The sequence below is a fragment of the Mycobacterium sp. NGS57 genome, assembly GCF_059812405.1.
This window is the reverse complement of sequence record NZ_JCALCP010000003.1, coordinates 203,340-229,168: the sequence shown is the minus strand read 5'-3', so window position 1 is coordinate 229,168 and position 25,829 is coordinate 203,340. Positions and strand designations below refer to the sequence as shown.

Here is a 25,829-nt window from a genome sequence, read left to right as displayed (position 1 = left end):
ACAGCCGGTTCCGGGGATAAACTCACGTGCAGCGCAAAATCGTGCTGCAGAGTACCGCGGAGGAGCGTAACCCCATGGCCATCATCGAGACGGACAACGAGATCCGTATACCGTTCGACCAGGACGTTGAGGCTACGCAGCGATACTTCGACAGCTCGCGCTTCAACGGGATCATCCGCCTGTACACCGCCCGGCAGGTCGCCGAGCAACGCGGCACCATTCCGGCCGACTACATCGTGGCGCGCGAGGCGGCGGCGGCCTTCTACGAGCGGCTGCGCGAGCTGTTCGCGGCGAAGAAGAGCATCACCACGTTCGGCCCGTACTCGCCCGGGCAGGCCGTCAGCATGAAGCGGATGGGCATCGAGGGGATCTACCTCGGCGGCTGGGCGACCTCGGCCAAGGGCTCCACCACCGAAGACCCCGGGCCCGACCTCGCCAGCTACCCGCTGAGCCAGGTGCCCGACGACGCGGCGGTGCTGGTGCGTGCCTTGCTCACGGCCGACCGGAACCAGGAGTACCAGCGGCGGCAGATGAGCGAGCAGAAGCGCGCCGCGACGCCGGCCTACGACTTCCGCCCGTTCATCATCGCCGACGCCGACACCGGCCACGGCGGCGATCCGCACGTGCGCAACCTGATCCGCCGCTTCGTCGAGGTCGGCGTGCCGGGCTACCACATCGAGGACCAGCGGCCGGGCACCAAGAAGTGCGGCCACCAGGGCGGCAAGGTGCTGGTTCCGTCGGACGAACAGATCAAGCGCCTCAACGCGGCCCGCTTCCAGCTCGACGTCATGCGGGTGCCCGGCATCATCGTCGCGCGCACCGACGCCGAGGCGGCCAACCTGCTCGACAGCCGCGCCGACGAGCGCGACCAGCCGTTCCTGCTCGGCGCCACCAACCTCGACATCCCGTCGTACAAGGCGTGCTTCCTGGCGCTGGTCCGGCGGTTCTACGAGTTGGGCGTCAAGGAACTCAACGGTCACCTGCTCTACGCGATGTCCGACGCCGAGTACGCCGGGGCCACCGCGTGGCTGGAGCGGCAGGGCATCCAGGGCCTGGTCTCCGACGCCGTCAATGCCTGGCGGGAGGACGGCAACACCTCGATCGACGACCTCTTCGACCAGGTCGAGTCGCGATTCGTGGCGGCCTGGGAGGACGACGCCGGGCTGATGACCTACGGCGAGGCGGTGGCCGAGGTGCTCGCCTTCGGCGAGAGCGAGGACGAGCCGGTCGCTATGAGCCCCGAAGAGTGGCGGCGGTTCGCCCAGCGGGCGTCGCTGTATGCCGCGACGACCAGGGCCAAGGAGTTGGGCGTCGATGCCAGCTGGGATTGCGAGCTCGCCAAGACCCCGGAGGGCTACTACCAGATTCGCGGCGGCATCCCGTATGCCATCGCCAAGTCGCTGGCGGCGGCGCCGTTCGCCGACATCCTATGGATGGAGACCAAGACGGCGGATCTCGCCGACGCCCGGGAGTTCGCCGAGGCGATCCACGCCGAATTCCCCGACCAGATGCTGGCCTACAACCTGTCGCCGTCGTTCAACTGGGACACCACCGGGATGACCGACGAGGAGATGAAGGCTTTCCCCGAGGAGCTGGGCAAGATGGGCTTCGTCTTCAACTTCATCACCTACGGCGGGCACCAGATCGACGGCGTGGCCGCCGAGGAGTTCGCCGGCTCCCTCAAGCAGGACGGCATGCTGGCGCTGGCCCGCCTGCAGCGCAAGATGCGCCTGGTCGAGTCGCCCTACCGCACGCCGCAAACCCTGGTCGGCGGGCCGCGCAGCGACGCCGCGCTGGCCGCCTCCTCCGGCCGCACGGCAACCACCAAGGCCATGGGCAAGGGCTCGACCCAGCACCAGCACCTGGTGCAGACCGAGGTGCCCAAGAAGCTGCTCGAGGAATGGCTGACGCTGTGGAGCGAGCACTACCACCTCGGCGAGAAGCTGCGCGCGCAACTGCGGCCCCGCCGCCCGGGATCGGATGTGCTCGAGCTCGGGATCTACGGCAACGATGACGAGCAACTGGCCAACGTCGTCGTCGACCCGATCAAGGACCGCCACGGCCGCAGCATCCTGACGGTGCGCGACCAGAACACCTTCGCCGAGAAGCTGCGGCAGAAGCGGCTGATGACGTTGATCCACCTCTGGCTGGTGCACCGCTTCAAGGCCGACGCGGTGTACTACGTGACGCCGACCGAGGACAACCAGTACCAGACCTCGAAGATGAAGTCGCACGGCATCTTCAGCGAGGTCTACCAGGAGGTCGGCGAGATCATCGTGGCCGAGGTGAACAAGCCGCGCATCGCCGAGTTGCTCACGCCCGACCGGGTCGCGCTGCGCAAGCTGATCACCAAGGAAGGCTGATCGCTCAGTCGGCGAAGAAGAAGCCGGACAGCTCGGAGCCGGCGTTTTCCGCGCCGGAGACCAGGCTGGCCACCGAGAACGGCAACGCGCCCACGTTGAGGAAGCCGGACACGCCGCCGCCCAGATTGCCGAAGCCCGATATCAGGCCGCCGTAGTTCTGGTAGCCGGAGCCGGCGATGAGCCCGCCCAAGGGGTTGGTGTTGAACCAGCCGGAAAGCCCGGCCCCGTTGTTGCCGAAGCCCGAGCTGCCCCCGGCGCCGGTGTTGAAGAACCCCGACGACGGGCCGGTGCTCGAGTTGAAAATGCCCGGCGCCGAAGGGATGTCGAACCCGGCGACCGTGGAGCTGGGCAAGTGGATGCTCGGGATGGCGAGCGCCGGCGTGGTGAAGCTGCCGAGCCCGATGGGCGGGATGGTGACGGGCAAGGTGGTGATGGGAGGGGCGCTGACCTGGGGGAGCGTGAACGCTCCCACCTCGATGGGCGGCAACGTGAACGGCGACGTCGTCACCGCGGGTGTGCTCACCTGCGGCAGCGTGAACCCGCCCAGCCCGATCGACGGCAGCGTGAACGGCGAGGTCGTCACCGCGGGCGTGCTCACCTGCGGCAGCGTGAACCCACCGAGCTCGATCGAGGGCAGCGTGTACGGCGACGTCGTCACCGCGGGCGTGGACACCTGCGGCAGCGTGAACCCACCGAGCTCGATCGAGGGCAGCGTGTACGGCGACGTCGTCACCGCGGGCGTGGACACCTGCGGAAGCGTGAAGCCGCTCAGGGCGATGGGGTCGATCGTGACGCCGGGGATGGTGATGGCGGGCAGGTTCAATGCGGGGAACGTGAACGACTCAATGGCCAGCGGGAAATAAAAGCCGCTGATGTGACCGCCACCGATCGTGATATAGGCGTCGGGTGCACCCGAATAAATGGGATTTCCGTGGATGTCGAAGCCAGAGATGTAGTTCCCGCCGATCATCGGGTACAGCCCGCTGACCCCTGTCTGCAGAAAAGTAATGTTATTGGGGATGAAGACATGAATATTGTCGATTTCGATCTCCGGCAGCCCGAGGTAACCGATGGTAATGGTCGTGAGTATTCTCGGGGTGGTAAATGCGACCGTGCTGATGCTGTTTATCGTGATGGACGGCGTTTGTATCGTCGGCAGGCTGAATCCGCCCACCGTCACGTCGGACGGCGAGGTCAGCGCCGGGAACGTGAACGACGGCACCGTGATCTCCGGCAGACCGAAGCCGCCCACCGTCACATTCGTCGGCGACGTCAGCGCCGGGAAAAGGAACGACGGCACCGTGATCTCCGGCAGACTAAAGCCGCCCACCGTCACATTCGTCGGCGACGTCAGCGCCGGGAAAAGGAACGACGGAATCGTAATCTCCGGCAGACTAAAGCCGCCCACCGTCACATTCGTCGGCGACGTCAGCGCCGGGAAAAGGAACGACGGAATCGTAATCTCCGGCAGGCTGAACCCACCCACCGCGACATTGGCCGGTGACGTCAACGCCGGAATGGAAATTGCCGGAATGTTGATCGGCGGCAGGCTGAATGCGGGAATTGGTATTCCGGGGACATCGATCGGCGGCAACGTCAGGTCGGGCGTCCCGATCTCGAAGTGGAGGCTGCCCTGCGCCACGCCGCGGTAGAGGACGCCGGTGTTCAGTTCGCCCCCGTTGAACAGGCCGTTGTTCATGTTGCCGACGTTGAAGGCGCCCGTGTTGAGGTCGCCGGTGTTGAAGAAGCCGGTGTTCGCGCTGCCCGTGTTGAAGCCGCCGGTGTTGGACGCCCCCGGGTTGTAGTTGCCGGTGTTGTAGTTGCCGGCGTCCAGGCTGCCGGTGTTGGCGAGGCCCGCGTCGAACATGCCCGTGTTGAACGAACCGGTGTTGAAGAGGCCGGTGTTCGCGACGCCCGAGTTCCCGATGCCGGTGTTGTAGCTGCCGGAGTTTCCGATGCCGAAGTTTCCGGTGCCGGAGTTGAAGAAGCCGACGTTGCCGGTGCCGGAGTTGAACAAACCGAGATTGCCGCTGCCCGAATTCAGCCCGCCGATGCTGACCTGGCTGATGCCGTTCGGCCCGAGGGTGAAGTAGGTGCCGCCGACACCGATTTGGTTGTTGCCGGTCAGCGCGATGCCGACGTTGTTGTTGCCGCTGTTCGCGATGCCGATGTTGGTGGCGCCCGCGTTACCGAGACCGACGTTGCCGCTGCCCGCGTTGCCCAGGCCGACGTTGTTGGCACCCAGGTTTCCCAAGCCGGCATTAGAGCTACCGGAGTTGCCGAGGCCCACGTTGGAGTTGCCCAGGTTCCCGCCGCCGAGGTTGCCGAGGCCCACATTCCCGTTGCCCACGTTGCCGCCGCCGACGTTGGCGAGGCCCACGTTGAGGGTGGTCGTTTTGGTGGCAGCAGCACTGGCGCCGGCCGGCTGGGTAAACGGCGTCAGGGCCGTGACGGCCGCCGAGGCCCCCGAATAGTAGGTAGACATCGTGGACACGGCCTGCGCCCACATCAGCTCGTATTCGCCTTCCGCGGCCGCGATGGCGTGGGCGTTCTGTCCGAACAGGTTGGACAGCACCAGCGACACCACCTGAGAACGGTTGGCCGCCACCAAAACTGGCTGCACCATCGCCGCCTGTGCCGACTCGAAGGTGCTCGCGGCCGCCCGGGCCTGCGCGGCCGCCTGCTGGGCCTCGCTTGCCGCCGCGGTGAGCCATTCCGCGTAGGGGGTCGCGGCGGCGCTCATCGCCGCCGCTGCCGCCCCCTGCCATGCCGCGCCCGCAAGGTCGGACGTTATCCCACCGAAAGCAACCCCGGCGGAGGCCAGTTCGGCGGCCACTCCGTCCCACGCCGTCGCCGCCGCCAACATCGGCGCCGACCCCGTACCGGTGAATATGTTGGTCGAGTTGATCTCTGGCGGCAGCACTAAAAAGCTCATTTGCATAACCCTTCTCGGCGATCTACGGCCAATAAGGCTCACGACAATATGGCAACGCGCGAGCCTCGCCGGTGTCATCGAGTTTTTTCGTAGCGCATAAGCTACGCGACGTTCTCCGTGGTAAAGCCCGTAAGTTATTAAATCAATACCGAACCGTTATATACTTGTGATCACCACTCCATGGATTTGTACAAGTTGTTTACACCGGTCCCCATATATTGTTCTCCGGCAATCAATGTCAAGCATCAGATAAATGACGTCGGCGCAGATTTACCGCGCACGGACACCCCCGCCCCGGTCCGCCCCGGGCCCCTCGAACCCTTGTTTGCGGCGCCGCATCCGGGGGTACGGAGAACTGGTCCGCGTCAAGACCGGTGCGAGTGAAAGTGGGGATCGGCGATGAGATCTGGAGCCAGGAATACCGTCGCGGTGTTCGGCGGGGCGGCCATGCTCGTGTTAGCTGTCGGATGCGGCGGCGGCGGCAACAAGGGGCCGAGCAGCAGCACGACGCCGTCGACCACCACTCCTTCGTCCAGCGTGGCGCCCGCGCCGTCGACCGAACCCGGCGGAGGCGGCGGCGCCCCCGGCGGCCCGACCGGCGGTGGCGGCCCCGGCGGCGGGGGCGGCGGCGTCCCCGGCGGCCCGACCGGCGGCGGTGGTCCCGGCGGCGGCGGTGGCAGCGTCCCCGGCGGCCCGACCGGCGGTGGCGGTCCCGGCGGCGGCAGTGGCAGCATCCCCGGCGTCGGTGGTGGCGGCGGCGGGCCGGGTGGCGGCGGCGGCTGCGTCGGCAACATATGCGGCGGCTACCCGTAAACCGCCGCTGCGCGTAGAGCTTGCTCCCGAGCCGGTGGGGCCAGATGCATCTGGCCCCACCGGCTGAGCAGTCTTGTTATGGTTCTCCGCAACTCGACTGCAAGGGGAGCCCCATGGCCAGGCTCAGGTTTGGATATTTCATCGCCCCGTTCCACCGGGCCGGCACGAATCCCACGCTCGCCCTGCAACGCGATCTCGAGTTCATCGAACACCTCGACGCCGTCGGCTTCGACGAAGTCTGGCTGGGTGAGCATCACTCCGCGGGCAGCGAGATCATCAGCTCCCCGGAGATCTTCATCGGCGCCGCGGCCGAACGCGCCAAGCGGATTCGGTTCGGCACCGGGGTCGTCTCGCTGGCCTATCACAACCCACTGTGGGTCGCCGACCGGTTGATGCTGCTGGACCACCTCACCCACGGTCGCGTGATCGGCGGCATGGGTCCGGGCTCGCTGCCCACGGATTCGTCGATGATCGGGCTCAACCCGACCGACACCCGCGAGTTGCTGGAGACCAACCTCGACATCCTCGTCCGGCTGCTGGCGGGGGAGACGGTCAGCGCTAAGACGGCGACGCACCAGTTGTTCGACGCCAAATTGCAGCTCGCCCCGTACTCCGAGGGCGGGATCCCGCTGGCGGTCGCGGCGGTCGCCTCACCGACCGGTGCCCGGCTGGCGGGCAAGCACGGTATCGGCCTGCTCTCCATCGGGGCGACTCTGACGGTCGAAGGCTTCGACGCGCTGCAGTATCACTGGGGCATCGTCGAGGAGCGCGCGGCGGCCTTCGGCACGCAGGTCGACCGCAGGAACTGGAGCCTGGTCGGGCCGATGCACATCGCCGAGACCGACGAACAGGCCCGCGCCGACGTGAAATTCGGCATCGAGTCGTGGTTCAACTACTTCCAGAAGGTGGCCGCCTTCCCGCAGATGACCATGCCCGGCGAGCAGCTCGACGAGATGATCAACATCATCAACGAGAGCGGGGCGGGGGTCATCGGGACGCCGGAGCGGGCGCGGGCGCAGGTGCAGCGGCTGTGGGATCAGTCCGGCGGGTTCGGCTGCTTCCTGCAGATGGGCCACGAGTGGGCCAACCCCGCGGCCACCAAGCGGTCGGCCGAACTGTTCGCCGCCGAGGTGATCCCGCATTTCCAGGGCCAAGCACAGCCGACGCTGGACGCCGCAGCGCGCGCCGGTCAGGTGCGCGAGGGCTTCGCCCAAAGCCAGCTGCAGGCCGTCGAGCACATGACCAAGAAGTATCAGGACGAAATCGCCTCGACATAGCGTCATATCCGTCCGACAGCCCCTTCTCAGCGTGCGGCTAACGACGGGGCGCACACCTGAGGGATGACCTCCACCACGCAACTGATCCGGCTGGCCTTCGCCGGCGCCACTACCGTCGCCATGATCGCGTTCGGATCGGGATCGGCGGCCGCCGATGACTCCGACGACCAGGCCCAACTTCAGCAACAGCTGGCGCAGCAGGAAATACAGCAGTCCATGCAGCAGGCCGAACAGCAAAACGAACAGGCCGAGCAACAATTCGAACAGGGCATGCAGCAGGCTCAGCTGGACGACCAGCAGGCCAACAACCCTTAGTCCCGAAAAGCCCTGGGCGCCAACGCAATCTCAGCCATTCGCCTCGCGTTCGGCCGTCTTCAGCAGCCGACCCGCGAAGAACCGGACCGCCCCGCCCATCGCGGCCCGCATCACCGGGCCCGTCCCGCGCACACCTTCGACGAAGGCACCGGTCCAACGGATGTCGGTGCCGCCGGCCGCGTTCGGGGTGAGGATCACCTCGCCGACGTAGTCCTTGGCCGGGCTCGGCCCGACCAGCTTGTAGGCGTGGCGGCGGTCCTGCTCGTACGCGGTGGTTTCCTCCTGCACCAGCACAGGCCACATGCCGATCCGGCGGACGGCGCCGACGCCGCCCGGCGCGGGATCGCCCTGACGCGCCCAACTCGACTGCAGCACGATCGGCTTGGCCCACTTCGACCAGTTGGCGCCGTCGGCCACCAGCCGGAACAACGTCGCCGCGGGGGCGCTGCTGGTGCGGTTGACCTCGAACGTGAACTTGCGACCCGACATGTCGCGTACCCTACCGCGGACCGGATGGCCCGTCGGTCCGCGTTGTGCGCTTCACCACCCCCGCAGAGGCCCCGGGCAACCCGAATCGACGCCGCGGGCCACCTAGACTGCCCTTTATGGATTGCGGTTCCCGACCCAGCGCCGCGGCCCCAAAAGGCTTGCTACTGATAGAGGACTGCCTGGACGCCGACGGCAACATCGCGCTTCCGCCGGGCACCACCCTGATCTCGCTCATCGAGCGCAACGTCGCCAACGTCGGTGACGCCGTGGCGTATCGCTACCTCGACTACGCCCGCAGCGAGGGGCAGGCCGTGGAGGTGACCTGGGCCCGTCTCGGCGTCCGCCTCAAGGCCATCGCCGCGCAGGTGCAGAAGCTCGTGGGCGAGGGCGACCGGGTGGCGATCCTGGCGCCGCAGGGCATCGACTATGTCGCCGGCTTCTACGCGGCGATCAAGGCCGGGGCCATCGCGGTGCCGCTGTTCGCGCCCGAGCTGCCCGGCCACGCCGAACGGCTGGAGACCGCGTTGCGCGACTCGCAGCCCGCCGCGGTGCTCACCACGGCGTCGGCGAAGGACGCCGTCGAGAGCTTTCTGGCCGGCCTGCCGGGCCTGCGCAGGCCCCACCTGATCGTCATCGACGAGATCCCCGACTCGGCGGGGGAGCTGTTCGTCCCGGTCGAGGTGGACGTCGACAGCGTGTCGCACCTGCAGTACACCTCGGGCGCCACGCGACCGCCCGTCGGCGTGGAGATCACCCACCGGGCGGTCGGCACCAACCTCGTGCAGATGATCCTGTCGATCGACCTACTGGACCGAAACACCCACGGCGTCAGCTGGTTACCGCTTTACCACGACATGGGCCTGTCGATGATCGGCTTTCCCGCGGTCTACGGCGGGCACTCCACCCTGATGTCGCCCACCGCGTTCATCCGCAGGCCGCTGCGCTGGATCCAGGCCCTGTCCGCCGGGTCGAAGCAGGGCCGGGTGGTGACCGCCGCACCGAACTTCGCCTACGAGTGGACCGCCCAGCGCGGCCTGCCCGGCCCCGGCGACGACGTCGACCTGCGCAACGTGGTGATGATCATCGGTTCCGAACCGGTCAGCATCGACGCGATCCGGACCTTCAACAAGGCGTTTGCGCCATATGGGTTGCCGCGCACCGCGTTCAAGCCCTCATACGGCATCGCCGAGGCCACCCTGATGATCGCGACCATCGACCCATCGGCCGAGGCGTCCGTCGTCTACCTCGACCGCGAACAGCTCAGCGCCGGCCACGCGGTGCGCACCGAGGCGGACCAGCCCAACGCCGTGGCGCAGGTGTCCTGCGGCCGGGTCGCCCGCAGCCTGCGCGCGGTCATCGTCGATCCCGACACCGGAGCCGAGCTGCCCGACGGGGAGGTCGGCGAGATCTGGCTGCAGGGCGACAACGTCGGTCGCGGATATTGGGGGCTGCCGGAGGAGACGCGCCGGGCGTTCGGCGCCGAGCTGCAATCGCGCCTCGCCCAAGGCAGCCACGCCGAGGGCTCGACGATCGATCGGAGCTGGCTACGCACGGGGGACCTCGGCGTGTACCTCGACGGCGAGCTCTACGTCACCGGCCGCATCGCCGACCTGGTCACCGTCGCGGGCCGCGACCACTACCCGCACGACATCGAGGCCACCGCCGCGGAAGCGTCGCCGATGGTGCGCCGCGGGTACGTGACGGCGTTCTCCGCGCCGGCAGCCGGCGGCGAGCAACTAGTGATCGTCGCCGAACGTGCGGCCGGCACCAGCCGCGACGACCCGGCCCCGGCGATCGAGGCGATCGAGAACGCGGTGTCGCGCCGCCACGGCGTGACCGTCGCCGACGTGGTGTTCCTGCCGGCCGGCGCCATCCCGCGCACCACCAGCGGCAAGCTGGCCCGGCGGGCGTGTCGTGCCGAATACCTCGCCGCCACCCTGGGGGTGCACTAGTTGGTGGCATCCTGGCCGGGTGGGCTTGCTTTTCCGGTTGGCGGAGCTGCTGATCGTGATCCTGCCGCTGGCGGGCGTGGCCGTGGCGGCGGTCAAGACGTTCACGGCCAACAAGCGCCGCGCCGAGCAACCGCCAGCGACCGCCGAACCCCCCGAGCCCGGCCCCACTAGCCAAGCGGCGCAATGGCGTTCGCTGCGCCGCGTGATCGAGGAGCACCGCCGCACCGACGCGCGATGGCTCGACTACGAGCTCGACGTCGCCAAGCTGCTCGACTTCCCGCTGATGACCGACATGCGCGACCCGCTCACGGTCGGCTTCCACAAGGCCAAGCTGCGGGCCGACTTCCTGCGCCCGGTCCAGGCCGAGGAGCTGCTGGACGACAGCCAAGCGGCGGCGCGGTATCAGTCCGCGGTCGAGGAATACGTGACCGCATTCGACGTCGCCGAGGCCGAGGCGACGCGCCGGCGCCGCGGCGACTTCTCCCGCACCGACCAGCAGCGGATCGCGCGCGCCCAGAGCCTGTTGCGGGTGGCGTCGGACCCGGCTGCGACACCGCAGGAACGTCAGCAGGCCTTCGACGTGGCCCGCAAGGAACTCGACGGGCTCATCGTGTTGCCGGCGACGACGCAGGCCGCCGTCGAGCGGGGGATTTCCGGTCAGCTCGAGGGGTAGGTCCGTCACGGGCAGGAATAGCCGCCGTCGATGACGATGTCGGAGCCGGTCATGTAGCTGGACGCCGCGCTGGCCAGATACACGTACATGCCGGTGAGCTCGTCGGGCCGGCCCAGGCGGCGCATCGGGATCTTCGGCTCCCACAGCGCGTGATACTCCGCCAGCGGCTCGACGAGTTCGGTCAGGATGTAGCCGGGACTGACGCTGTTGACCCGGATGCCGTGCGGCGCGAACTCGACGGCCATGGCCTTGGTCAGGTGGATGACCGCGGCCTTGGAGGCGCAGTAGTGGCCGACCTGCTGCGGGACGTTGATGATGTGGCCCGACATCGAGGCGGTGGTGATGATGGTGCCCCCGTGCCCCTGCCGGACCATCGCCCGCGCGGCGGCCCGCGCGGTGAGGAATACGCCCGTCACGTTGGTGTCCTGGATGCGCTGAAATTCCTCGGGCGGCATGTCCAGCATCGGGGTGTCGGAGATGATCCCGGCATTGCAGACCGCGATGTCGACGCCGCCCAGCTCCGCGGTCACCCGGTCCAGCATCTCGTCGACCTGTTCGGCCCGGGTCACGTCGCAGCGCACCGGCAGGACCCGGCCCCCCGCGCCGGCGAGGTCTCTCGCGACGGCGTCCAGGGCCTCGAATTTCCGCGCCGCGACGGCGACTTCGGCGCCCGCATGCACGTATGCCCGCGCCACCTCCTTGCCGATGCCGCTGGACGCTCCGGTCACCAGGGCCCGCTTGCCGCGCAAGTCGAACAGGTCGAGCACGTTCATTTGAGGTCTCCATTCCGGCGGAACACGTTCTAGTGTGTCCGACATGGGCAAATTCAGCAGGACCGAAATCGAGCGAGCCGTCGCAAACTACACGGCCGTCGTCGAGGGGTGCAGCTCCTCGGGCGACTGGCGACCGTTCGCGGACCTGTTCACCGAGGACGTCGTCTACACCGAACATCACTACGGCGTCTTCCACGGCCGCGAGGCGGTGCGGGACTGGATCGTCGCCGTGATGGCGCCGTTCCCGCACATGCGCTTTCCCAACGACTGGATCGCCTACGACGACGACAACGACGCCGTCGTCGTCATGATCAGGAACCTGCTCGACCACCCGAGCGACCCGAACGGCGAGCCGTTCTGGTTCCCCAACTGGACCCGGCTCGTCTACGCGGGCGACGGCCTGTTCTCCAGCGAGGAGGACATCTACAACCCCGGCCGGGACGCGCCGCGGGTTGTCGCCGCGTGGATGCAGGCCGGCGGACAGCTGGCGTCGGACCAGATTCTGCAGCCCCAGGCATAGCCCGTTCCGCCGAGTGTGCAATCTACGACGCTCCACCGGCGTGTCGCGTCGCGAATTTCACACTCGGCGTTGGGGTTACCGCGCGGCCACCGCGCGCCGCCCCCGCCGGCGCGACCGGACCGCCGCCAGCGCCTGATCCCAGGCCAGCCGGGCGGTGGCCTTCATGTTGGCCGGCGTCACGCTGTCCCTGGACAGCAGGGCGGTGGCGGCGGCCTTCGTGCCGGGCGACGCCTTGGACATGTGGCCCGAGTCGAACGGTGGCTGCGGGTCGTATTCGAGCGCGAGCTGGATTGCCTTGGCGCGGTTTTCGCCGGCGAGCTGCCCGGCCAGCCACAGGGCAAGGTCGAGGCCCGCGGACACGCCCGCACTGGTGACGACGTCGCCCGACCGCACGATCCGCTCGTCGGCGACCGGGGTGACGCCGAACGCCTTCAGCGCGGCGAGGCTCACCCAGTGTGACGTCGCCCGTTGGTCCCGAAGCAAACCGGCGGCCGCCAAGATCACCGATCCCGAACACACCGACGTCGTCCAGCTCGCGGTGCGGTGCACATCGCGCAGCCACTCCAGCAGCGCCTCGTCCCGCGCGTGCACCGGGGTCGACGGGCCGCCCGGCACCAAAACCACGTCGGGGGAAGGGGTTTCGGCCAGCGAGTGGGTGGCGCCGATGACCAGCACCCCGGAGTCGGCGGTGATCGGCCCCGGTTCGTGCCACACGAACCGCACCTCGGCGCCGGGAAGGTTGCGCAGCACCTCGTAGGGCCCGATCATGTCGAGCGCGGTGAATCCCGGGTAAGCCACGATGGCGATTTGAGTCATTTGCGACATCCTTTCCACTATGCGAAGGCCTTGCGGTACTGATCCGGTGAGATGCCCATGCGTCGAACGAAGTTGCGCCGCATGGTTTCCGCTGTGCCGAACCCGCACCGGGCGGCGATCGCGACCACGGTGTCGTCGGTCTCCTCCAACTGCCGGCGCGCGGCTTCGGTGCGGATGCGTTCGACGTAATGCCCGGGCGCCTCACCGATCTCGTCGGTGAACACCCGGGTGAAATGGCGTGGGCTCATCGCCGCGCGGCGGGCCAGGTCGTCGACGCTGTGCTGGCCGCCCGGCTCGGCCTCGATGGCCTCCTGCGCGTCGCGGATGGGAGCGCGCTTGGCGCGCGGCATCCACACCGGCGCCGCGAACTGGGTCTGCCCGCCGGGACGGCGCAGGTACAGGACGAGCCAGCGCGCGACCGTCTGCGCGACCTCGGTGCCGTGGTCGTCCTCGACCAGGGACAGCGCCAGGTCGATGCCCGCGGTGACGCCCGCGGCCGTCCAGAGTGTGTCCGAGCTGCGCACGAAGATCGGGTCGGGATCGACGTCGACGGCGGGGAAGTCGCGGGCCAACCTCCCGGCGAAGGCCCAGTGCGTGGTCACCCGCCGCCCGTCGAGCAGTCCGGCCTCGGCGGCCAAAAACGCGCCCGTGCACACGGTGACGACGCGGCGGGCGCTGCCGGCGACCCTCTTGATCCAGCCCACCAACTCGGGATCGCGGCGCGCCCCGTCGACGCCGCCGCCGCCGGGCAGCACGACGGTGTCGATGGGTTCGCTCGGGTCGGGCAGCGGCCCCGCCAGGAAGCCCAGCCCGGTCGCGGTGGTCACGGGCCGGCCACCGACGGAGGACACGGCGACGTCGTAGCCGCCGCCGGTCAGCAGCGCGGCGCCGGTGAACACGTCGTGGGGTCCCACGATGTCGAGTGCCTGGACGCCGGGAAAGCCGACGATCACCACCTTGCGAGGCATCCACTCAGTGTTCGCCAGACCGGCGATGGCGTCTACGCCATGCACCCCACCAATTAGGACATGTCGACCTGACCCGAGGCGGTCGCATCGGCCTTGGCAGACTGTGGCCATGGCACAGATAACCTTGCGTGGAAATCCGATCAACACCGCCGGCGAGCTTCCCGCCGTCGGATCCCCGGCCCCGGCCTTCAGCCTGACCGGCACGGACCTGGGCGCGCTCAGCAGCGACCAGTTCGGCGGTAAGCCCGTCGTGCTGAACATCTTTCCGTCCATCGACACCCCGGTGTGCGCGAACAGCGTGAGGGCCTTCAACGAGCGCGCGGCCGCCACCGGCGCGTCGGTGCTGTGCGTGTCGAACGACCTGCCGTTCGCCCAGGCGCGGTTCTGCGGCGCCGAGGGCATCGAGAACGTCAAGACCGGGTCGGCCTTCCGCGACGACTTCGGCCAGAGCTACGGCGTCACCATCACCGACGGTCCGATGGCCGGGCTGCTGGCGCGCGCCGTGGTCGTGGTCGGCGCCGACGGCAACGTCGCGTACACGGAGCTGGTGCCCGAGATCGCGCAGGAGCCCGACTACGACGCGGCGCTGGCCGCGGTGAGCTAACCCGCCTGCCCCAGCCGTTCGGCCGTGGCGGCCAGCACCCGCCGGCAGCCGGTCCACATCCGTTCGATGATGTCGGCGGCCGGCGGGACGTCGTCGATCCGGCCGGCCACCTGACCGGTGTTGGCGACGCTGGCGTCCATGTCGCCGTCGAAGTAGAGCCGCTGCACGCGTTGCAGCGCCGCGCCGCCGTCCTCGAAAGACCCAGTGCGGTCCAGCCTTTCGGCGGCGGAAGTGCGGATCACGCGCATCATCCGCTTCCCGTCGAGGGGCAGCAACACCGTCGCCGTCTCGTCGGCGCCGGCGACGGCCCGCTTGAGGTTGCCGTGCACCGGTGATTCCGCCGAGGCCATCAGCCGGGTGCCCATCTGCACGCCCTCGGCGCCCAGCACCAGGGCGGCGGCCATGGACGGGGCGTCGCAGATCCCACCCGCCGCCACAATGGGCACGTCGACGTGGGCGGCGACCAACGGCAGCAGCACCATGGTCGAGGCGCCGAACCGGTTCTTGAACCCGCCGCCCTCGACTCCCTCGACCACCAGCCCGTCCACGCCGGCGTCGACGGCCTTCTGCGCGGCGGCCAGCGTGCCCACCACATGGAACACGGTCAGACCGGCGTCGTGCAGCCGGTCGGTGAACAGCGACGGGTCGCCGGCCGAGGTGGTCACGAACCGGATCCCGTTGGCGACGAGCAGATCGATCACGGCCGGGTCGCGGTTGAACAGCAGCGCGATGTTGGCGCCCACCGGGCGATCGGTGAGCTCGCGCACCCGGCGCAGGTCGGCCCGGCCCTGCTCGGATGTCGTTTCGATGATCCCCAGCGCGCCGGCTTTCGAGACCGCCGCGGCCAGCTGGGCGCCGGCGATGTAGGTCATGGGCGCCTGGATGATCGGGATGTCGATCCCGGCGAGTGCGCAGACGCGGTTGCCGGCCATCAGCCGCGCGGATCGATCAGGTCGCGGAAGCCGGCCGCCGGCTCGACGGAGGCGCCCAGCGCGGCGACGCGGCTGGCCAGCCCCTTGTCCGAGGTGACGACCCGGATCTCGTGCGGCCGTGCGTCGGCCTGCACCAGCCGGACGATCTCGTCGTCGGCCGAATTGGCCGCCGCCTTCGGCGCATACGCGATCTCGACCACCGACGCGGCGATCGCGGTCGACGGCGGCTTCTCGAACACCACGGTCACTTGGCCTCCTTGGGTTGGCGCCCACCGGTCGAGCCGGTCGACCAGCGTCAGCATGGCGCGGCCGCGGTCCTTCCACCAGCCGTCGGGGCGACTCCCGATCACGTTCATGCCGTCGACAATCCAGCGCACAAGCACACCGTAGAGTGATCGGACCGCCGATTGGAGGAGGACGCCGATGACGTCGTTAGCCGACACCGAGGACCGGGTGGTCTCGCTGGCCCGCGGGATGCGCGAGCTGGTGCGCGCCGAGGCCGCCGACTCCGAGCGGGCGCGCACCCTGACCCCGGCGATCGTCGACGAGATGTGGGCCAGCGGCCTGATGTCGGCGTTCAACCCGATCCCGGCCGGCGGCGTGGAGCCCTCGTTCGCCGAGATGATCGAGGCGTGGATCGAAATGGCTTGGCAGGACGGGTCGTTCGGGTGGGTCGGGATCGCCAACCTGCCGTCGTCGTTCGCCGCGGCGGCCTATCTGCCCGACGACGGGTTCGCCGAGGTGTTCACCGCGCACGACAACCGCGTCACGATGGGCGGCCAGTTCTTCCCCAACGGGCAGGGCACCGTGGTCGACGGCGGCTACGTGGTGAGCGGCGCGTGGAACTTCGGCTCGGGCATCGGTCACTCGCAGTACGTGGCGGCCGGGTTCTTCCCGATGGACAACGGCGAGATGCGCTGGATCAGCGAGGGATTCCCCGAGATGCGGGTCGCCGTGGTGCCGCGGGAGCAGATCAGTTTCGACGACGGCTGGTACGTGCAGGGGCTCAAGGGAACCGGCTCCTACGACTACAGCGCCACAGAGGTTTTCGTGCCCGACGGCCGCACCTTCGAGCTGTTCGTCCGCGAGCCCTACCGCGGCACGTCGCCGGCCACGCGCATGGGGCTGATGCCGGTCACCGCGGCGGGCCACGCGTCGTGGGCGCTGGGCGTGGCCAAGAGCATGCTCGACGACGTCCAGGAGTTGGCGGCGACCAAGTTCCGGATGAGCGACATGGCGGCGCTGGCCAGCCGCCCGACGTTCCAGAAGGGGCTGGCCCATCACCGGGCGGCCTGGCGGGCCGCGCGTCTGCTGGTGCTCGACGCGTTCACCACCGCCGAGGCCGCCGTCGCCGCCGGGGCAGACCTGACCCCGGCGCTGCGCGCGGACATGCGGGTGGCCGCGGTGTACGCCACCGACACGGCCCGGGCCTGCGCCGAGTGGGCGCACCTGGTCGCCGGCACCAGCTCGATCCGCGAGGGCAGCCGACTCGAGCGCGCGTTCCGCGACATCTACACCGGCACCCAGCACGCCTTCATCAGCGAGAAGGTCGCGATCGACGTCGCGCAGATCTGGCTGGGCATCATCGAAGATCAGCCCGGCCTGTGAACGCCTACGATCAGCTCATGCGCGACGCCAAAATCCTGATCACCGGTCCGACCGGTCAAATCGCCACCCCCATCGCCCTGGCGCTGGCGGCCGACAACGAGGTGTGGGGCATCGCCCGCTTCACCGACTCCGCGGCGCGGGAAGGCTTGGAGCGGGCGGGGATTCGCTGCCAGACGGTCAACCTCGCGGCCGGCAACTTCACCGGGCTGCCAACCGATTTCGACTACGTCCTGAATCTGGCGGTGGCCAAGAGCGGCAGCTGGGACAAGGACCTCAAGGCCAACGCCGAGTCGGTCGGCCCGCTGATGGCGCATTGCCGCGGCGCGAAGGCGTTCCTGCACTGCTCGTCCGGGGCCGTGTACGACCCGCCGGGCGACGAAGTCCGGACCGAGTCCGCCGCGCTGGGCGACAACCACAAGCCGTTGTTTCCCACCTATTCCATCTCCAAGATCGCCGGCGAGGTCGTCGCCCGGTCGATGGCACGCGTTCTCGACGTGCCCACGATCATCGCCCGGCTCAACGTCCCCTACGGCGACAACGGCGGGTGGCCGTTCTACCACATGGAGATGATGCTGGCCGGCATCCCGATCCCGGTCCCGCCCGGCGGGCCGGCGTGCTACAACCCGATCCACGAGGACGACATCATCGCGACCATCCCGAAGCTGCTCGAGGCGGCGACGGTCCCGGCGACCACGGTCAACTGGTGCGGCCACCAGACGGTCAGCCTGCAGGAATGGTGCGGCTATCTGGGTTCGCTGGTCGGCAGGGAGCCGGTGTTCGAGGAGAGCGAGCAGGCGCTGCGCGGCAATCCCACCGACGTCACCCGGATGCACGAGCTCGTCGGCGGCACGACGGTCGACTGGCGAGACGGCCTGCGCCGCATGGCCGCCAAGTTCCATCCCGAGCTCGTCGGCGCCTGAGGCCTGATGACCGGTAGCTCCGGCCAGCAGCAACTGCGCGATCTCGCGTTGCTGCGCCGCGTCCGCGATCGGATCGACCGGGACTACGCCCAGCCGCTGGACGTCGAAGCCCTCGCCCGAGGGGTGCACATGTCCGCCGGGCACCTCAGTCGCGAATTTCGGTGCGCCTACGGCGAATCGCCCTACTCGTACCTGATGACGCGGCGCATCGAGCGCGCGATGGCGCTGCTGCGTCGCGGTGATCTCAGTGTCACCGAGGTGTGTTTCGCGGTGGGCTGCTCGTCGCTGGGCACCTTCAGCACCCGGTTCACCGAACTGGTCGGCATGCCCCCCAGCACGTATCGGCGCCGGGCGGCCGACGCGACCGCGGGGATACCGCCGTGCGTCGCCAAGCAGGTGACCAGACCGATCAGGAATCGAGAAGCGAGCGTCACCGGGCCGCACCTAGCCTGACGTTCATGGACATCACGATTCATTCGAGCTTCCTGCCCCACCAGGACCCGGAAGCCTCCCTGGCCTTCTATCGCGACACCCTCGGCTTCGAGGTGCGCCTCGACGTCGGAAAGGGTGCGATGCGCTGGATCACCGTCGGCCCTCCGAATCAGCCCGGCACGTCGATCGTGTTGAACCCGCCGGCCGCCAACCCGGGCACCACCGACGACGAGCGCCGCACCATCGCGGAGATGATGGCCAAGGGCACCTACGCGATGCTGCTTTTGGCAACCAAGGACCTCGATGGGGCCTTCGAGCGGCTGCAGGCCGCCGATGCCGAAATCGTCCAGGAGCCAACCGAGCAGCCATACGGGCTCCGCGACTGCGCCGTGCGCGACCCCGCCGGGAACCTGATCCGCATCCAGCAACTGCGCTGAGCGACAACGGGAAAAGTCCCGAACCCTCCCAGCAGGTTCGGGACTTCCCCGGCGCGCACAGCGCGCCAGGTTCACGACCCCTTGGAGTAGCGAGTCAGGAACCCGACGGCCGCGATCCCAGCGACCGCACCGATTGCCCCCCACAGCACCAGCTGGAAGGCCATCGCCCCGAAGAACCAGCCGAACGTCAATCCGAGGTACAGCACCCAGATCAGGCGGAACGCGCTCCACGCCGCGACCAGGCCGGCGCTGATCCCGAAGTACAGGCTGCGCTGACGGTCGACACGGTTGATCTGCTCTTCGATGCTGGTGGGCACGATCTTCATTTCTCTGGCTTCCTTTCATGAGGCGCCGCCGGGATGGCGTCGTCACTGCGACAAGTACAAAGCGGGGCATCGGCTACCGATCCCAATAACGTGCACGCGGTTTCGCGGTGCATTACTGTCGCCCCATGAGTCCCGAAGACGTCGTCCGCGCCGAACTCGACACCTGGAGTCGACTCGACGTCGACGAGATCGTCAGCCACTTCGCCGACGACGCCGTATGGGACAACGTGCCCCTCGGCGCCGTCTCGGGGCGCGACGAAATCCGCAAGGCCGTACAGGGATACGTCGACCGCACGTCGGAAGGCAACATCGAGATCTTGAATCTGGCCGTCGCGGGCAACGTGGTGTTGACCGAGCGCCTCGACCACTTCGTCTACGACGGCAGATCCATCCATGCCCGGGTGATGGGAGCCTTCGAAGTCGACGGCGACAAGATCACCGCCTGGCGCGACTACTTCGACGTGCCCAACGCCGCGTCGTAGCCCATCTCGGCCCTGAACCGGCGATACTTCTCGACGCGGTCGGGCCGGCGCCGCACCACAAGCCACCCGACGGCCAGGACCACGAACCACACCGGAAAGCAGGCCAGGGCGATCGCGGTCTCGCGCTGGGTGCACAAGGTCCACACCACGAACGCGAAAAACCCGAGGACGGTCCAGCACATCACGACACCGGCGGGCATCCGGTACGACGAATCGGCGTGACGCTGCGGGTGCTTCCGCCGGTAGACGAGGTAGCTGACGACGATCATCGCCCACACGAACAGGAACAGCAGCGAGGCGATGGTCGTCACGAGCGTGAACGCCTCTAGTACCGAACCGCCGAGGTAGATCAGCGGAATCGAGGTCAGCAGCAGCGTCGCGGTGAGGAACAGGGCGGTCGCCGGAACGCCGCCGCGGTTCAGGCGGCAGAATACCGCCGGGGCGCTGCCCTCGTCGGCCAGGCCGAAAAGCATGCGGCCGGTGGAGAAGACCCCGGAATTGGCCGCGGACGCCGCGGCGGTCGTCACCACGAAATTGACCACCGATGCCGCGGCGGCCAGCCCGGCCAGGGAGAACATCGTCACGAACGGCGATTCGCCGCTGGGAAACTCGCGCCACGGCACGACGGTCAGCATCGCCAGCAGCGCCCCGACGTAGAAGATCGCCACTCGGACCGGGACGGCGTTGATCGCGCGGGGGAGGGTGCGGCCCGGGTCGGCCGACTCGGCCGCGGCGGCGCCGACGAGCTCCACACCCACGAACGCGAAAAACGCGATCTGGAACCCGCCCGCCGCGCCCATGAAACCCGTGGCGAAGAATCCGCCGTCGTTCCAGAGGTTCTCGACCGCCGCCCGATGTCCTTGCGGCGAAACGAAATTTGTCGCCACCAAAGCGAAGCCGACGATAATGAAGCCAACGATCGCGGCCACCTTGATCAAGGCGAACCAGAACTCGACCTCGCCGAAGTTGCGGACATTGACCAGGTTGACCGCGAGGATCGCCCCGGTGGTCACAACCGCCACCAGCCACGCCGGCACGCCGGGCCACCAGAACTTCGAATAGCCGGTGATCGCAACGATTTCCGCGATGCCGGTCACCATCCAGGCGAACCAGTACGACCAGCCGACGAAGAACCCGGCCGCCGGGCCCAGCAGGTCGGCCGCGAAGTCGACGAACGATTTGTAGTTCAGGTTCGACAGCAGCAGCTCGCCCATCGCGCGCAGCACGAAAAACACGAAGAAGCCGATGACCGCGTACACCAGCACGACCGCCGGGCCCGCGTGGGCGATCGTCCGCCCCGACCCCATGAACAGGCCGGTGCCGATCGCCCCGCCGATCGCGATCAGTTGGATGTGACGGTTCCCCAGGCGCCTCTGCAGTCCTGGCCGCGGCTGCGCAATCGTCTATGCCCCGTCGTCGCGAAGCTTGACCACGAGTTTGCCGACGTTGGCTCCGTCGAACAGCATGTTGATCGCCGTCGGCAGCTGCTCGAAGCCCTCGACCACGGTCTCGAGCGGCGTGAGCCTGCCGTCGGCGATCAGGCCCGCGATGCCGGTGGCTGCCTCCGCCGCGCGGCCCAGGTGATCGAGGACGATGAAGCCCTGCACCGTCGCGCGCTGGATGAGCAAATTGCCGAACGCGCGCGGTCCCGGCGGTGGGTCGGCGGCGTTGTAGCCGGAGATCAGGCCGCAAAGGGCAACGCGCGCACCGATGTTCAGCCGGGCGAAGACCGCGTCCATGATGTCGCCGCCGACGTTCTCGAAGTCCACGTCGATGCCGTCGGGGGTGGCCGCGGCCAGCCGCGCGACCCAGTCGTCGGCGCGGTAGTCGACGGCCGCATCGAAGCCGAGCCGCTCGGTGAGCAGGGCGCATTTCTTGGGGCCGCCGGCGATCCCGACGACGCGCGCGCCGTCGGCCTTGGCGAGCTGCCCGGCCACCGACCCGACCGCGCCCGCCGCCGCCGAGACGACGACCGTCTCGCCCCGCTTGGGCTTGCCGATGTCGCGGATCCCGATCCACGCCGTCAGCCCGGTCGTGCCCAGCGCGCCCAGGTACGCGCTCGGCGCGACCCCCTCGGCGAGCTCGAGCGGCATGACCAGCGACGTGTCCGAGAGGACGGCGTATTCCTGCCAGCCGAGCAGGCCCTGCACGACCTGCCCGACCGCATACCGCGGACTCTTCGACGCGACGACCTCACCCAGGCCGCCCGCGCGCATGACCTCGCCGATGGCCACCGGCGGCAGGTACGTCGGGGTGTCGTTGATCCACATGCGGTTGGTCGGGTCGAGCGAGATCCAATCGACGCGCACCAGGGCCTCGCCGTCGCTGATCTCGGGCACGGCGCCCTCGCTCAACTGGAAGGTGTCGGGGCCGATGCGCCCGGTGGGGCGCTTGCTCAGCAGAAAGCGGCGGTTTCGCTCGGACATATGCGCACCGTACTGGACCGGGAGGTCGCCGGACAGGAAGATCAGGATGGTGAATGTGATGTCGCGAATGGCCCTGATCGCCATCGCCGTGCTGACGGCGGGCGTCTGCTCATCGGCGGTGCCCGCGGGCGCCGACCCGCCGCCGACCCAGGTGATCACCACCGTCGCCGTCGGCCCCGCCGGCCAGCCGATCAACGGCTACCGCGAGGCGACGGGACCGGGCAATGTCGGCCGGGCCGGCGACTGCTCGACCCCGTCGCCGTCGGCGGTCGCCGACGACGTCTACTACTGCTCACCGACCGCGGCCGGCGCCAACGCCTGCTGGCCGTCGACGCCGGGATCGCTGCTGTGCGTGGACAATCCGTGGACCATGAGCATGCACCGCGTGACTTACGACGGCCCGCTGCCGCCGGTGCGCGCGAACGCCAACCCGGACCCGTTCGCGCTGACGCTCGACGACGGCACCCAGTGCCTGTTCCGTAACGGCGGCGCCTGGGGCGGCCGCGCGGACGGGTACGTCGGCGTCTACGGATGCGGCAGCCCGCCCGGCGCGAACCCCGCGGTGCTGTGGCTGCCCGACTCGGGTCCCGGCACCTGCATCGACCGCTCGTCGCCGGTGTGGACGGTCAAGGTCGGCCGGCTGGGCGAACCGGGCGCCGTCTTCCCGCCGCCGCAGACCCGCGCGGTGACCGCCGTGTGGCTCGCCGGCGCCAAGGCCGGCCAGTAGGCCTGCTATAACGCTGATATGCCAAGCTCCGCGCACACGATCACCCACGTTTCCGACACCGCCCGGTGGACGGCCCTGCACCGGGCGACCGAATCGGCCCGCCCCGACGCGTTGTTCAGCGATCCGCTGGCCGGGCTGCTGGCCGGCGAACACGGCCGCGCCATCGTCGCGCGGGTGCCGCGCTCGACCCGCAACGGGTGGTGGCTGGTGGCGCGGACCAAGATCATCGACGACGCCATCGCCGACGCGATCGCCAACGGCTGCGACCGGGTGCTGAACCTGGCCGCCGGCCTGGACACCCGGCCGTACCGGCTGGACCTGCCGGCCGATTTCACCTGGGTGGAGGCCGACCTGCCGAAGCTGCTCGAGGAGAAGACCCGGCTGTTGGCCGACCAGACGCCGCGCTGCCGGCTGACCCATACGGCCGTCGACCTCGCCGACGCGCGGGCCCGCGGCGCCTTCCTCGACGACGCCCTGCGCGGCGCGACCAAGGCCCTGGTGCTCACCGAGGGCCTGTCGATGTACCTGGACGACGGCGACATCGCCTCGCTGTCGGCGGCGTTCAAGCGCCCCGAGGTGGCCTGGTGGATGCTCGACTTCGCCGGGCCCGGCCTGCGGCAGATGATGAACAAGAAGATGGCCGGCATGCTGCAAAACGCGCCGTTCAAGTTCGCCCCCGCGAACGGGCTGGCCTTCTTCGAGGACCTGGGCTGGCGCGTCGTGGACGTGCAGGCGCTGTATCTGGCCGCCCACAAATTGCATCGGCTGCCGCTGTACATGCGTCCGCTGACCTGGCTGCCGCAGCCGGACCCGCGAAACCCGGGTCGCAGGGTCTGGAGCGCGACCGCGCTGCTCACCCATTGAGCGCCGGTGACGGCACCCCCGACAAGGTGGATGCCAGCCTGCTGACCGGCGTCTCGGAGACCGCGCTGCTCACCCTGTACGGCAGGGCCGACCAGGCCGCCCACCCGGACCCGATCATCGACGACCCGATGGCGATCAAGCTCGTCGAGTCGATCGACTTCGACTTCGAGAAATTCGGGCGCAAGGGCCAGGAGATGGCGTTGCGCTCGCTGGCCGTCGACCGGTGCGCCATCGCGTACCTCACCGAGCATCCTGAGGCGACGGTCGTCGCGCTCGCGGAGGGGTTCCAAACCAGCTTCTGGCGGCTGAACAGCGCGCTGCCGAACGCGCGATTCCGTTGGGTGTCAGTGGATCTGCCGCCGGTCATCCAGCTTCGCCGGCGGCTGCTGCCGGTATCGCCGCGGATCACCGAGCTCGCCCAGTCGGCGCTGGACTACGGCTGGATGCCCGAGATCGACGGCAGCCGGGGGGCATTCATCACCGCCGAGGGGCTGCTGATGTACCTGCAGCCGCACGAGGCCATAGGGCTGATCGCCGAATGCGCCCAACGGTTTCCGGGCGGGCAGATGTTCTTCGACCTGCCGCCGATCTTCGTCAAGAAGCTGGCGCCGCGGGGGATGCTGTCGTCGCGGCGCTACCGGGTGCCGCCGATGCCCTTCAGCCTCTCAGTGAATCAACTGGCGGACCTGGCCAACACCATGCCCGGAGTCACAGCGGTGCACGACGTGCCGATGCCGAAGGGTCGCGGCGTGATCTTCGGGAAACTGTTCCCCGCGTTCTGGCACTTCGGCCCGACCAAGCCGTTCCGCGGGGCCTACACCCTGCTCGAATTCGGCTGAGCGCCTTTACCAGACGCGGATCCAGTCGACGAGCATGTCCGCGGGATAGCTGCCCGGCCCCGGATCGCCGCCGCCGGAGCCGGCGACCGCGAGGTTGAACACCGGGAACACGGTGTAGCCGGGCCCGTTGAAGGGCCAGTCCGGCAGCGAGCTGGCCGGCACGTCGAAGTACGGCTGCGCGCCGTCGGAATAGTCCTTCCAAAAGCGGATGCCGGCCTCGTCCCACTGGCATCGCCAGGTGTGCCAGGCGCCGTCCACCGCAATGTTGTGGGTCTTCCATTCGCCGCCGTTCGCCTTGGCGTGGACGGTGGTGGCCGACGGCCAGCTGCCGTTGCCGTACCACTCGACGACGTCGATTTCGCCCTGGTCGTCATTGCCCAGCCAGTAGGCGGGCCAGGCGCCGGCGGTCAGGCAATTGAGCTTGATCCGCGCCTCCCAGGTGTGGCCGACGCCGCCGCGCCACAGGCTTTGGACCTTGCCGCTGAAGTACGTGGGACCATCCTTCGCGGCGTGCAAAACGAGGTTGGAGTTGCCGTCGACGAACACGTTGCGGCGGTCGTCGCGGTATTGCCCGATGTTTTCCGGCCGCTCCCAGTACGTCGGGTCCTTGATCGTCTCGCGGGCCTTGGCCACCGCCCACTTCGACGCGTCAGGGGCCGAGCCTGCCGGGCCGTCGAATTCGTCGTGGAAGATGTAGTTCCCGGCCTGGCCGCTGGGCGCCCCGGGCGCCGGTCGGGGCGGGTTAGCGCGGGCCTTCGGGGCGGGCAGCGCGACTGCCAGCGCGCCGATCCCGGCGGTCAACATCATGCGGCGGCGATCCATCTCCGGCATAAGCACCGCACCATAGCAGCGGCACCGGCTCGACGCGAAACCGTGGATGTCGGTGTCCGCCGCTAGAGTCCGCAGCACCGGGTTTTCGGGATGACGCCGAAATTCATGGCTAATTCTCATCCCGGCGCAGGGTTTGGTCACAGTATTGCCGGGGCATTCTGGATCACGAACCCATAAACCGCCGCGGTGGTTATTGCGGGTTGATCGGGAGGAGTTGGAATCGTGGCGAATGCGTCAGAGGCTCAGGTTATCCACCTTCGGTCGCATCCGGCATGGGTCGCGGCGCGGCAGCGGGAACGCGAGCGGCGAGCAGCGATGCGCCGTCATCCGTCCTATCTCGCCCGTAAATACGCGGCGGGCGACGTCATTCGCAATTTCACCGTCTACTCGAGCGGCGATACCCCAGCCTGACTAAATCGGCGACCTTTGCCGAGTGTGTAGCTGCTGCGGGATTTTCCCGCTCAGCCTCAAGTGATCGCTGCAACACCTGATTCGTTGAAGGGTGTT

The 25,829-nt window shown here is 68.7% G+C and carries 27 protein-coding genes; 16 read left to right on the top strand and 11 right to left on the bottom strand.

All coding sequences use genetic code 11. The features are described 5' to 3' along the window. Window positions 1-74 precede the first annotated feature (74 nt). On the top strand, window positions 75-2,363 hold the full coding sequence (aceA, locus tag AC5Y43_RS07445; protein WP_499970909.1) for an isocitrate lyase ICL2: 2,289 nt from the start codon (window positions 75-77) through the stop codon (window positions 2,361-2,363). 4 nt (window positions 2,364-2,367) lie between these two features. Here aceA and AC5Y43_RS07440 read toward each other — a convergent pair whose 3' ends face one another. Beyond that, entirely contained in the window at window positions 2,368-5,298 is a 2,931-nt protein-coding gene (locus AC5Y43_RS07440; protein WP_499970907.1) for a PPE domain-containing protein, read from the bottom strand. Window positions 5,299-5,697: 399 nt separating this feature from the next. Between AC5Y43_RS07440 and AC5Y43_RS07435 the strand changes: the two genes are divergently transcribed. From AC5Y43_RS07435 to AC5Y43_RS07425, 3 genes are all read left to right on the top strand, one after another. Next, window positions 5,698-6,111 (top strand): hypothetical protein, encoded by a 414-nt coding sequence (locus tag AC5Y43_RS07435; protein ID WP_499970905.1) that lies wholly within the window; start codon window positions 5,698-5,700, stop codon window positions 6,109-6,111. Between the two features lie 113 nt (window positions 6,112-6,224). Then, window positions 6,225-7,388 carry an LLM class flavin-dependent oxidoreductase gene (locus tag AC5Y43_RS07430; RefSeq protein ID WP_499970903.1) on the top strand — a complete coding sequence of 388 codons (1,164 nt, stop codon included), beginning with the start codon at window positions 6,225-6,227 and terminating at the stop codon, window positions 7,386-7,388. A 63-nt stretch (window positions 7,389-7,451) separates the two neighbouring features. Next, complete coding sequence (locus tag AC5Y43_RS07425; protein ID WP_499970901.1) at window positions 7,452-7,703, top strand: hypothetical protein; 252 nt, start codon at window positions 7,452-7,454, stop codon at window positions 7,701-7,703. A gap of 30 nt (window positions 7,704-7,733) precedes the next feature. Here the strand turns inward: AC5Y43_RS07425 and AC5Y43_RS07420 are convergent, their stop codons facing one another. Further along, the gene (locus AC5Y43_RS07420; protein WP_499970899.1) at window positions 7,734-8,192 is read right to left on the bottom strand and encodes an SRPBCC family protein; all 459 of its coding nucleotides are present in this window, start codon (window positions 8,190-8,192) and stop codon (window positions 7,734-7,736) included. 116 nt (window positions 8,193-8,308) lie between these two features. On the opposite strand from AC5Y43_RS07420, the gene AC5Y43_RS07415 reads away from it, so the two are divergent. Together AC5Y43_RS07415 and AC5Y43_RS07410 are read left to right on the top strand one after the other, a co-directional pair. Then, on the top strand, window positions 8,309-10,144 hold the full coding sequence (locus AC5Y43_RS07415) for a fatty acyl-AMP ligase (RefSeq protein ID WP_499970897.1): 1,836 nt from the start codon (window positions 8,309-8,311) through the stop codon (window positions 10,142-10,144). A 19-nt stretch (window positions 10,145-10,163) separates the two neighbouring features. Continuing rightward, window positions 10,164-10,817, top strand: a complete 654-nt coding sequence (locus AC5Y43_RS07410; protein ID WP_499970895.1) for a hypothetical protein — start codon at window positions 10,164-10,166, stop codon at window positions 10,815-10,817. A gap of 5 nt (window positions 10,818-10,822) precedes the next feature. On the opposite strand, the gene AC5Y43_RS07405 is transcribed toward AC5Y43_RS07410, so the two are convergent. Further along, window positions 10,823-11,590, bottom strand: a complete 768-nt coding sequence (locus AC5Y43_RS07405; RefSeq protein ID WP_499970893.1) for an SDR family oxidoreductase — start codon at window positions 11,588-11,590, stop codon at window positions 10,823-10,825. A 43-nt stretch (window positions 11,591-11,633) separates the two neighbouring features. Between AC5Y43_RS07405 and AC5Y43_RS07400 the strand changes: the two genes are divergently transcribed. Next, window positions 11,634-12,110 carry a nuclear transport factor 2 family protein gene (locus AC5Y43_RS07400; RefSeq protein ID WP_499970890.1) on the top strand — a complete coding sequence of 159 codons (477 nt, stop codon included), beginning with the start codon at window positions 11,634-11,636 and terminating at the stop codon, window positions 12,108-12,110. 75 nt (window positions 12,111-12,185) lie between these two features. Here the strand turns inward: AC5Y43_RS07400 and AC5Y43_RS07395 are convergent, their stop codons facing one another. After that, a complete protein-coding gene (locus tag AC5Y43_RS07395; RefSeq protein WP_499970887.1) occupies window positions 12,186-12,926 on the bottom strand; it encodes a DJ-1/PfpI family protein in 741 nt (246 codons plus the stop codon). A gap of 17 nt (window positions 12,927-12,943) precedes the next feature. Then, entirely contained in the window at window positions 12,944-13,894 is a 951-nt protein-coding gene (locus AC5Y43_RS07390) for a GlxA family transcriptional regulator (protein ID WP_499970882.1), read from the bottom strand. Between the two features lie 109 nt (window positions 13,895-14,003). Between AC5Y43_RS07390 and tpx the strand changes: the two genes are divergently transcribed. Further along, window positions 14,004-14,498 carry a thiol peroxidase gene (gene tpx / locus AC5Y43_RS07385; protein WP_499970878.1) on the top strand — a complete coding sequence of 165 codons (495 nt, stop codon included), beginning with the start codon at window positions 14,004-14,006 and terminating at the stop codon, window positions 14,496-14,498. Here tpx and AC5Y43_RS07380 read toward each other — a convergent pair. Together AC5Y43_RS07380 and AC5Y43_RS07375 are read right to left on the bottom strand one after the other, a co-directional pair. Next, window positions 14,495-15,430, bottom strand: coding sequence for an NAD(P)H-dependent flavin oxidoreductase (locus AC5Y43_RS07380; RefSeq protein ID WP_499970876.1), 936 nt, complete (start codon window positions 15,428-15,430; stop codon window positions 14,495-14,497). The two genes, tpx and AC5Y43_RS07380, sit on opposite strands and share 4 nt — an antisense overlap. Next, window positions 15,430-15,807, bottom strand: coding sequence for an NYN domain-containing protein (locus AC5Y43_RS07375; RefSeq protein ID WP_499970871.1), 378 nt, complete (start codon window positions 15,805-15,807; stop codon window positions 15,430-15,432). Before AC5Y43_RS07375 ends, AC5Y43_RS07380 begins: the two co-directional genes overlap by 1 nt. A 46-nt stretch (window positions 15,808-15,853) precedes the next feature. On the opposite strand from AC5Y43_RS07375, the gene AC5Y43_RS07370 reads away from it, so the two are divergent. From AC5Y43_RS07370 to AC5Y43_RS07355, 4 genes are read left to right on the top strand one after another with little or no spacing between them, the layout of a single operon-like run. Then, a complete protein-coding gene (locus tag AC5Y43_RS07370) occupies window positions 15,854-17,038 on the top strand; it encodes an acyl-CoA dehydrogenase family protein (RefSeq protein WP_499970869.1) in 1,185 nt (394 codons plus the stop codon). Window positions 17,039-17,055: 17 nt separating this feature from the next. Continuing rightward, window positions 17,056-17,958 (top strand): NAD-dependent epimerase/dehydratase family protein, encoded by a 903-nt coding sequence (locus AC5Y43_RS07365; RefSeq protein ID WP_499970867.1) that lies wholly within the window; start codon window positions 17,056-17,058, stop codon window positions 17,956-17,958. 6 nt (window positions 17,959-17,964) lie between these two features. Next, a complete protein-coding gene (locus tag AC5Y43_RS07360; RefSeq protein WP_499970864.1) occupies window positions 17,965-18,411 on the top strand; it encodes a helix-turn-helix transcriptional regulator in 447 nt (148 codons plus the stop codon). Window positions 18,412-18,416: 5 nt separating this feature from the next. Continuing rightward, complete coding sequence (locus AC5Y43_RS07355; RefSeq protein WP_499970862.1) at window positions 18,417-18,827, top strand: VOC family protein; 411 nt, start codon at window positions 18,417-18,419, stop codon at window positions 18,825-18,827. Window positions 18,828-18,898: 71 nt separating this feature from the next. Here AC5Y43_RS07355 and AC5Y43_RS07350 read toward each other — a convergent pair whose 3' ends face one another. After that, window positions 18,899-19,153 carry a hypothetical protein gene (locus AC5Y43_RS07350; protein WP_499970860.1) on the bottom strand — a complete coding sequence of 85 codons (255 nt, stop codon included), beginning with the start codon at window positions 19,151-19,153 and terminating at the stop codon, window positions 18,899-18,901. A 125-nt stretch (window positions 19,154-19,278) separates the two neighbouring features. Between AC5Y43_RS07350 and AC5Y43_RS07345 the strand changes: the two genes are divergently transcribed. Then, on the top strand, window positions 19,279-19,635 hold the full coding sequence (locus AC5Y43_RS07345; protein WP_499970858.1) for a limonene-1,2-epoxide hydrolase family protein: 357 nt from the start codon (window positions 19,279-19,281) through the stop codon (window positions 19,633-19,635). Here the strand turns inward: AC5Y43_RS07345 and AC5Y43_RS07340 are convergent. Together AC5Y43_RS07340 and AC5Y43_RS07335 are read right to left on the bottom strand one after the other, a co-directional pair. Beyond that, the gene (locus tag AC5Y43_RS07340) at window positions 19,605-21,035 is read right to left on the bottom strand and encodes an amino acid permease (RefSeq protein ID WP_499971534.1); all 1,431 of its coding nucleotides are present in this window, start codon (window positions 21,033-21,035) and stop codon (window positions 19,605-19,607) included. The two genes, AC5Y43_RS07345 and AC5Y43_RS07340, sit on opposite strands and share 31 nt — an antisense overlap. A 3-nt stretch (window positions 21,036-21,038) precedes the next feature. Beyond that, complete coding sequence (locus tag AC5Y43_RS07335; protein ID WP_499970856.1) at window positions 21,039-22,061, bottom strand: NADP-dependent oxidoreductase; 1,023 nt, start codon at window positions 22,059-22,061, stop codon at window positions 21,039-21,041. A gap of 58 nt (window positions 22,062-22,119) precedes the next feature. On the opposite strand from AC5Y43_RS07335, the gene AC5Y43_RS07330 reads away from it, so the two are divergent. The 3 genes from AC5Y43_RS07330 to AC5Y43_RS07320 are packed head-to-tail and all read left to right on the top strand — an operon-like array spanning window position 22,120 to window position 24,491. After that, window positions 22,120-22,788 (top strand): hypothetical protein, encoded by a 669-nt coding sequence (locus AC5Y43_RS07330; protein ID WP_499970854.1) that lies wholly within the window; start codon window positions 22,120-22,122, stop codon window positions 22,786-22,788. Between the two features lie 18 nt (window positions 22,789-22,806). After that, entirely contained in the window at window positions 22,807-23,652 is an 846-nt protein-coding gene (locus AC5Y43_RS07325; protein WP_499970849.1) for a class I SAM-dependent methyltransferase, read from the top strand. Further along, on the top strand, window positions 23,649-24,491 hold the full coding sequence (locus tag AC5Y43_RS07320) for a class I SAM-dependent methyltransferase (protein WP_499970845.1): 843 nt from the start codon (window positions 23,649-23,651) through the stop codon (window positions 24,489-24,491). The genes AC5Y43_RS07325 and AC5Y43_RS07320 overlap by 4 nt, the downstream gene beginning before the upstream one ends. A 6-nt stretch (window positions 24,492-24,497) precedes the next feature. On the opposite strand, the gene AC5Y43_RS07315 is transcribed toward AC5Y43_RS07320, so the two are convergent. Further along, window positions 24,498-25,322 carry a glycoside hydrolase family 16 protein gene (locus AC5Y43_RS07315; RefSeq protein ID WP_499970840.1) on the bottom strand — a complete coding sequence of 275 codons (825 nt, stop codon included), beginning with the start codon at window positions 25,320-25,322 and terminating at the stop codon, window positions 24,498-24,500. Between the last annotated feature and the right edge of the window lie 507 nt (window positions 25,323-25,829).

Excerpts from the sequence above, each read along its gene's own strand:
- aceA (WP_499970909.1), top strand. The coding sequence starts at position 75 with ATGGCCATCATCGAGACGGACAACGAGATCCGTATACCGTTCGACCAG.
- AC5Y43_RS07440 (WP_499970907.1), bottom strand. The coding sequence starts at position 5,298 with ATGAGCTTTTTAGTGCTGCCGCCAGAGATCAACTCGACCAACATATTC.
- AC5Y43_RS07435 (WP_499970905.1), top strand. The coding sequence starts at position 5,698 with ATGAGATCTGGAGCCAGGAATACCGTCGCGGTGTTCGGCGGGGCGGCC.
- AC5Y43_RS07430 (WP_499970903.1), top strand. The coding sequence starts at position 6,225 with ATGGCCAGGCTCAGGTTTGGATATTTCATCGCCCCGTTCCACCGGGCC.
- AC5Y43_RS07425 (WP_499970901.1), top strand. The coding sequence starts at position 7,452 with ATGACCTCCACCACGCAACTGATCCGGCTGGCCTTCGCCGGCGCCACT.
- AC5Y43_RS07420 (WP_499970899.1), bottom strand. The coding sequence starts at position 8,192 with ATGTCGGGTCGCAAGTTCACGTTCGAGGTCAACCGCACCAGCAGCGCC.
- AC5Y43_RS07415 (WP_499970897.1), top strand. The coding sequence starts at position 8,309 with ATGGATTGCGGTTCCCGACCCAGCGCCGCGGCCCCAAAAGGCTTGCTA.
- AC5Y43_RS07405 (WP_499970893.1), bottom strand. The coding sequence starts at position 11,590 with ATGAACGTGCTCGACCTGTTCGACTTGCGCGGCAAGCGGGCCCTGGTG.
- AC5Y43_RS07400 (WP_499970890.1), top strand. The coding sequence starts at position 11,634 with ATGGGCAAATTCAGCAGGACCGAAATCGAGCGAGCCGTCGCAAACTAC.
- AC5Y43_RS07395 (WP_499970887.1), bottom strand. The coding sequence starts at position 12,926 with ATGACTCAAATCGCCATCGTGGCTTACCCGGGATTCACCGCGCTCGAC.
- AC5Y43_RS07390 (WP_499970882.1), bottom strand. The coding sequence starts at position 13,894 with ATGCCTCGCAAGGTGGTGATCGTCGGCTTTCCCGGCGTCCAGGCACTC.
- tpx (WP_499970878.1), top strand. The coding sequence starts at position 14,004 with ATGGCACAGATAACCTTGCGTGGAAATCCGATCAACACCGCCGGCGAG.
- AC5Y43_RS07380 (WP_499970876.1), bottom strand. The coding sequence starts at position 15,430 with ATGGCCGGCAACCGCGTCTGCGCACTCGCCGGGATCGACATCCCGATC.
- AC5Y43_RS07370 (WP_499970869.1), top strand. The coding sequence starts at position 15,854 with ATGACGTCGTTAGCCGACACCGAGGACCGGGTGGTCTCGCTGGCCCGC.
- AC5Y43_RS07365 (WP_499970867.1), top strand. The coding sequence starts at position 17,056 with ATGCGCGACGCCAAAATCCTGATCACCGGTCCGACCGGTCAAATCGCC.
- AC5Y43_RS07360 (WP_499970864.1), top strand. The coding sequence starts at position 17,965 with ATGACCGGTAGCTCCGGCCAGCAGCAACTGCGCGATCTCGCGTTGCTG.
- AC5Y43_RS07355 (WP_499970862.1), top strand. The coding sequence starts at position 18,417 with ATGGACATCACGATTCATTCGAGCTTCCTGCCCCACCAGGACCCGGAA.
- AC5Y43_RS07350 (WP_499970860.1), bottom strand. The coding sequence starts at position 19,153 with ATGAAGATCGTGCCCACCAGCATCGAAGAGCAGATCAACCGTGTCGAC.
- AC5Y43_RS07345 (WP_499970858.1), top strand. The coding sequence starts at position 19,279 with ATGAGTCCCGAAGACGTCGTCCGCGCCGAACTCGACACCTGGAGTCGA.
- AC5Y43_RS07335 (WP_499970856.1), bottom strand. The coding sequence starts at position 22,061 with ATGTCCGAGCGAAACCGCCGCTTTCTGCTGAGCAAGCGCCCCACCGGG.
- AC5Y43_RS07330 (WP_499970854.1), top strand. The coding sequence starts at position 22,120 with ATGTCGCGAATGGCCCTGATCGCCATCGCCGTGCTGACGGCGGGCGTC.
- AC5Y43_RS07325 (WP_499970849.1), top strand. The coding sequence starts at position 22,807 with ATGCCAAGCTCCGCGCACACGATCACCCACGTTTCCGACACCGCCCGG.
- AC5Y43_RS07315 (WP_499970840.1), bottom strand. The coding sequence starts at position 25,322 with ATGCCGGAGATGGATCGCCGCCGCATGATGTTGACCGCCGGGATCGGC.